Origin of the sequence: Novosphingobium sp. (assembly GCF_019748365.1) — a bacterium.
GTDB lineage: Bacteria > Pseudomonadota > Alphaproteobacteria > Sphingomonadales > Sphingomonadaceae > Novosphingobium.
This window is the reverse complement of record NZ_JAIEPN010000028.1, coordinates 1-4605: the sequence shown is the minus strand read 5'-3', so window position 1 is coordinate 4605 and position 4605 is coordinate 1. Positions and strand designations below refer to the sequence as shown.

Genomic DNA, 4605 nt, shown 5'->3' with positions numbered 1-4605 from the left:
ACCTCCATTTCGCCGAAGCGCTGGCCGCCGAACTGCGCCTTGCCGCCCAGCGGCTGCTGGGTGACGAGCGAGTACGGCCCGATCGAGCGCGCGTGAATCTTGTCGTCGACAAGGTGGTGCAGCTTGAGCACGTACTTCATGCCCACCGTGACCTTGCGGTCGAACGCCTCACCGGTGCGGCCGTCATAGAGCGTGACCTGACCCGATTCATCGAGCCCGGCCAGACGCAGCATGTCGGTCACGTCCTTCTCCACCGCGCCGTCGAACACCGGCGAGCCCATCGGCACGCCCTGGCGAACCGACTGGGCAAGATCGACGATCTGCGCGTCGCTGCGTGCGGCGATCTCGGCGCTGTAGTTGTCGCCGTAGATCTCCGTCAGCAGTTCGCGCACCGCTTCGGGCGGAGCGCCGGCTTCGGGGTTCGGATTGGCTTCGCGCCACGCATCGAGCGCCGCACCGATCCGCTTGCCGAGGCCGCGCGCGGCCCAGCCAAGGTGCGTTTCGAAGATCTGCCCGACGTTCATGCGCGAAGGCACGCCCAGCGGGTTGAGCACGAAATCGACCGGCGTGCCGTCTTCGAGGAACGGCATGTCTTCCTGCGGCAGGATGCGGCTGATGATACCCTTGTTGCCGTGACGGCCGGCCATCTTGTCGCCCGGCTGCAGCTTGCGCTTCACCGCAACGAAGACCTTGACCATCTTGAGCACGCCGGGCGCCAGTTCGTCACCGCGTTCCAGCTTCTCCTTGCGATCCTCGAACTTCTCCTGGATCGCGCGGACAGCGGTGTCGTACTGCGCCTTGACCGCTTCCAGCTGCTGCTGGCGCGCATCGTCGGCAAGGGCGAACTTCCACCACTCGTGGCGCTCGACATCGGCGAGCACCTGCTCGGTGATTTCCTCGCCCTTCTTCACGCCCTTCGGCGCTGCGGCCGAAACCTGGCCGATCAGCATCTCGCGCAGACGGTTGAAGGTCGCCCGGTTGAGGATCGCGCGCTCGTCCTCGCGGTCCTTGGCGAGGCGTTCGATTTCCTCGTTCTGGATCGCGCGGGTACGGTCATCGATCTCGATGCCGTGGCGGTTGAACACGCGCACATCGACGATCGTGCCCGAAACGCCCGGCGGCAGGCGCAGCGAGGTATCGCGCACGTCGCTCGCCTTTTCGCCGAAGATCGCGCGGAGGAGCTTTTCTTCCGGCGTCATCGGGCTTTCGCCCTTCGGGGTGATCTTGCCGACGAGGATGTCACCCGGGTGCACTTCGGCGCCGATATAGACAATGCCGGCTTCGTCGAGGTTGCGCAGCGCTTCCTCGCCGACGTTCGGGATGTCGCGGGTGATGTCTTCCGGCCCGAGCTTGGTGTCGCGGGCCATGACTTCGAACTCCTCGATGTGGATCGAGGTGAAGACGTCTTCCTTGACGATGCGTTCGCTGATCAGGATCGAGTCTTCGTAGTTGTACCCATTCCACGGCATGAACGCGACGAGCACGTTGCGGCCGAGCGCGAGCTCACCGAATTCGGTCGAGGGACCGTCGGCGATGATCGCGCCCTTCTCGATCAGATCGCCCACCTTCACCAGCGGACGCTGGTTGATGCAGGTCGACTGGTTCGAACGCTCGAACTTCTGCAGGCGGTAGATGTCGACGCCCGACTGGCCGGGTTCGATATCGCCCGAGGCGCGGATCACGATACGGGTCGCGTCGACCTGATCGACCACGCCCGAGCGCAGCGCCGAGATCGCCGCGCCCGAATCGCGCGCCACGGTCTCTTCCATGCCGGTGCCCACGAACGGCGCATCGGCCTTGACCAGCGGCACCGCCTGGCGCTGCATGTTCGAGCCCATCAGCGCGCGGTTGGCGTCGTCGTTTTCAAGGAACGGAATGAGCGAAGCCGCGACCGACACCAGCTGCTTGGGGCTGACGTCCATCAGCGTGATCTGCTCGCGCGGGGCCATCACGAATTCACCGTTCTGCCGCGCAGAGACGAGCTCTTCGGCGAACGAACCGTCGGCATTGAGCTCGGCCGAGGCCTGCGCCACGGTGTGCTTCTGCTCTTCCATCGCCGAGAGGTAGATCACCTCACCGGTGACCTTGCCGTCGATGATCTTGCGGTACGGCGTCTCGATGAAGCCGTACTTGTTGACGCGGGCGAAGGTCGAGAGCGAGTTGATCAGACCGATGTTCGGGCCTTCCGGCGTTTCGATCGGGCAGATGCGGCCATAGTGCGTCGGGTGAACGTCGCGGACTTCGAAGCCGGCGCGCTCGCGGGTGAGACCACCCGGCCCGAGCGCCGAAACGCGGCGCTTGTGGGTGACTTCCGAGAGCGGGTTGGTCTGGTCCATGAACTGCGAGAGCTGCGAGGAACCGAAGAACTCGCGCACCGCGGCCACGGCGGGCTTCGCGTTGATCAGGTCGTTCGGCATCACGGTCGAGACGTCGACCGAGCTCATGCGCTCCTTCACGGCGCGTTCCATGCGCAGCAGGCCGACGCGGTACTGGTTTTCCAGCAGCTCGCCCACCGAACGGACGCGGCGGTTGCCGAGGTTGTCGATGTCGTCGACCTCGCCCTTGCCGTCCTTGAGGTTCACCAGCTCCTTGACCACCGCGAGGATATCGTCGGTGCGCAGCGTGGTGATGGTGTCCGGGCAATCGAGGCCAAGACGCATGTTGAGCTTGACGCGGCCCACCGCCGAAAGGTCGTAGCGGTCCGGATCGAAGAACAGGCCATCAAACAGCGCTTCGGCGGTTTCGCGCGTCGGCGGCTCGCCGGGGCGCATCACGCGGTAGATGTCCGACAGCGCCTGATCGCGGTCCTCGGCCTTGTCGGCCTTCATCGTGTTGCGGATCCACGGACCCGTGTTCACGTGATCGATGTCGAGCAGCTCGAGAACGTCGACGCCCGCCTTGTCGAGCACTTCGAGGTTCTCAGGCGAAACTTCGTCGCCCGCCTCGATCCAGATGCGGCCGGTGCTCTCGTCGATGAGATCCTTGGCGGCATAGCGGCCGAAGATTTCCTCGGTCGGGATGAGCAGGTTCTGGAGACCATCCTTGGCCGCCTTGTTGGCCGCGCGCGGGCTGATCTTGGTGCCGGCGGGGAACACGACTTCACCCGAGGCCGCATCGACGATATCGAACGCCGGCTTCGAACCGCGCCACTGGTCGAGCACGAAAGGCACCTTCCAGCCGCCCTCGGCCCGCGCCCAGACCACCTTGTCGTAGAAGAAATCGAGGATCTGCTCGCCGTTGAGGCCCAGCGCATAAAGCAGCGCCGTCACCGGCAGCTTGCGCTTGCGGTCGATGCGGACGTTGACGATGTCCTTCGCGTCGAACTCGAAATCGAGCCACGAACCGCGATAGGGAATGACGCGCGCGGCAAACAGGTACTTGCCCGAGGAGTGCGTCTTGCCGCGGTCATGGTCGAACAGCACGCCCGGCGACCGGTGCATCTGGCTGACAATGACGCGCTCGGTCCCGTTGATGATGAAGGTGCCGTTGTCGGTCATGAGCGGGATATCGCCCATGTAGACGTCCTGCTCCTTGATATCGATGAGGCTCTTGGTCTCGGTCTCGCTGTCAACCTCGAAGGTGGCGAGCTTGAGCGTCACCTTCATCGGCGCGGCATACGTGATCCCGCGCTGGCGGCATTCGTTGACGTCGTACTTCGGCGCCTCGAGGACATAGCCGTCGCGCTCCTTGATATCGAGGCTGGCGGTGCCGGCGAAATCCTGGATCGGGAAGACCGAGCGCAGCGTCTTTTCCAGACCCGAGACATAGCCGGTCGCCGGATCGGAGCGCAGGAACTGCTCGTAGCTTTCGCGCTGAACCTCGATCAGGTTCGGCATCTGCACCACTTCGTGGATGTCGCCGAAGATCTTGCGGATACGCTTCTTGAAACCGGCGCGAGCCGGCTTGGCCGAGGGGGATGCCTTGGTAGCCATGAAAGGTTCAGCCTCTTGTCTGTCACTCAGGCCGGGCAGGAAACCCGGCGAAAACCACACGCGGCGTGTGGTGTCTGTAAGCGCGAAACGCCAAGCGCCACCCATGGATTCCAGCTGGATTCCCGGTGGCAATTGGCATCATCGCGTCAGACGAAACCCGAACCGCTTCCTTCCTGGGTCATCCCCCGCGTATGGGACAGCCTTGCTCGAAGTGGTGGGTGAGAGCGGCGAACTAGGCGGTCAGGTGCGCTTTGTCAACGTGCGCCGGCCACTGAGACGCCGCCGCGCCCCACGTTTGCTTGACTCTTCCGCCCACATCCGCCAATGGCCCGCCCGACCCGCGGGGCTTGCCCGGTGGATCATCCGTCCGAGACAGCTGGTGCAGGCTTCCTGCTTAATCTCCAGCCTAGACGGGGAAAAGAGATTACGGGCGCTTCGGCGCCCCCAGGCCTGATGATCCGCTCTCATGTGGAACACCATGGCCCGACGCGCAAATCTGCGCGTTCTCCTTCCCCACTGTACGGACTCGCCCGTGGTGCCCTGCGCGCCACGGACAAACGTAGCCGGTCGTGCGGGGTTCGCCCCGTCCGGCCATTTGTGAAGGAGTATGGCATGGATCGTTCGCAGAAAGCCGAATCGGTCGCCTTCCTGACCGAGGTGTTCAACGAGGCAG

The 4605-nt window shown here is 64.3% G+C and carries 1 protein-coding gene and 1 pseudogene; one reads left to right on the top strand and one right to left on the bottom strand.

Going from position 1 to position 4605, the window contains the following annotated elements; all coding sequences use genetic code 11:
• Positions 1-3932, bottom strand: a 3932-nt coding sequence (gene rpoB / locus K5Q19_RS04370; RefSeq protein WP_292941579.1) for a DNA-directed RNA polymerase subunit beta, incomplete at its 3' end; no start/stop codon positions are given.
• A 453-nt stretch (positions 3933-4385) separates the two neighbouring features.
• On the opposite strand from rpoB, the pseudogene K5Q19_RS04365 reads away from it, so the two are divergent.
• A pseudogene (locus tag K5Q19_RS04365) lies at positions 4386-4605 on the top strand (hypothetical protein); the annotation flags it as partial.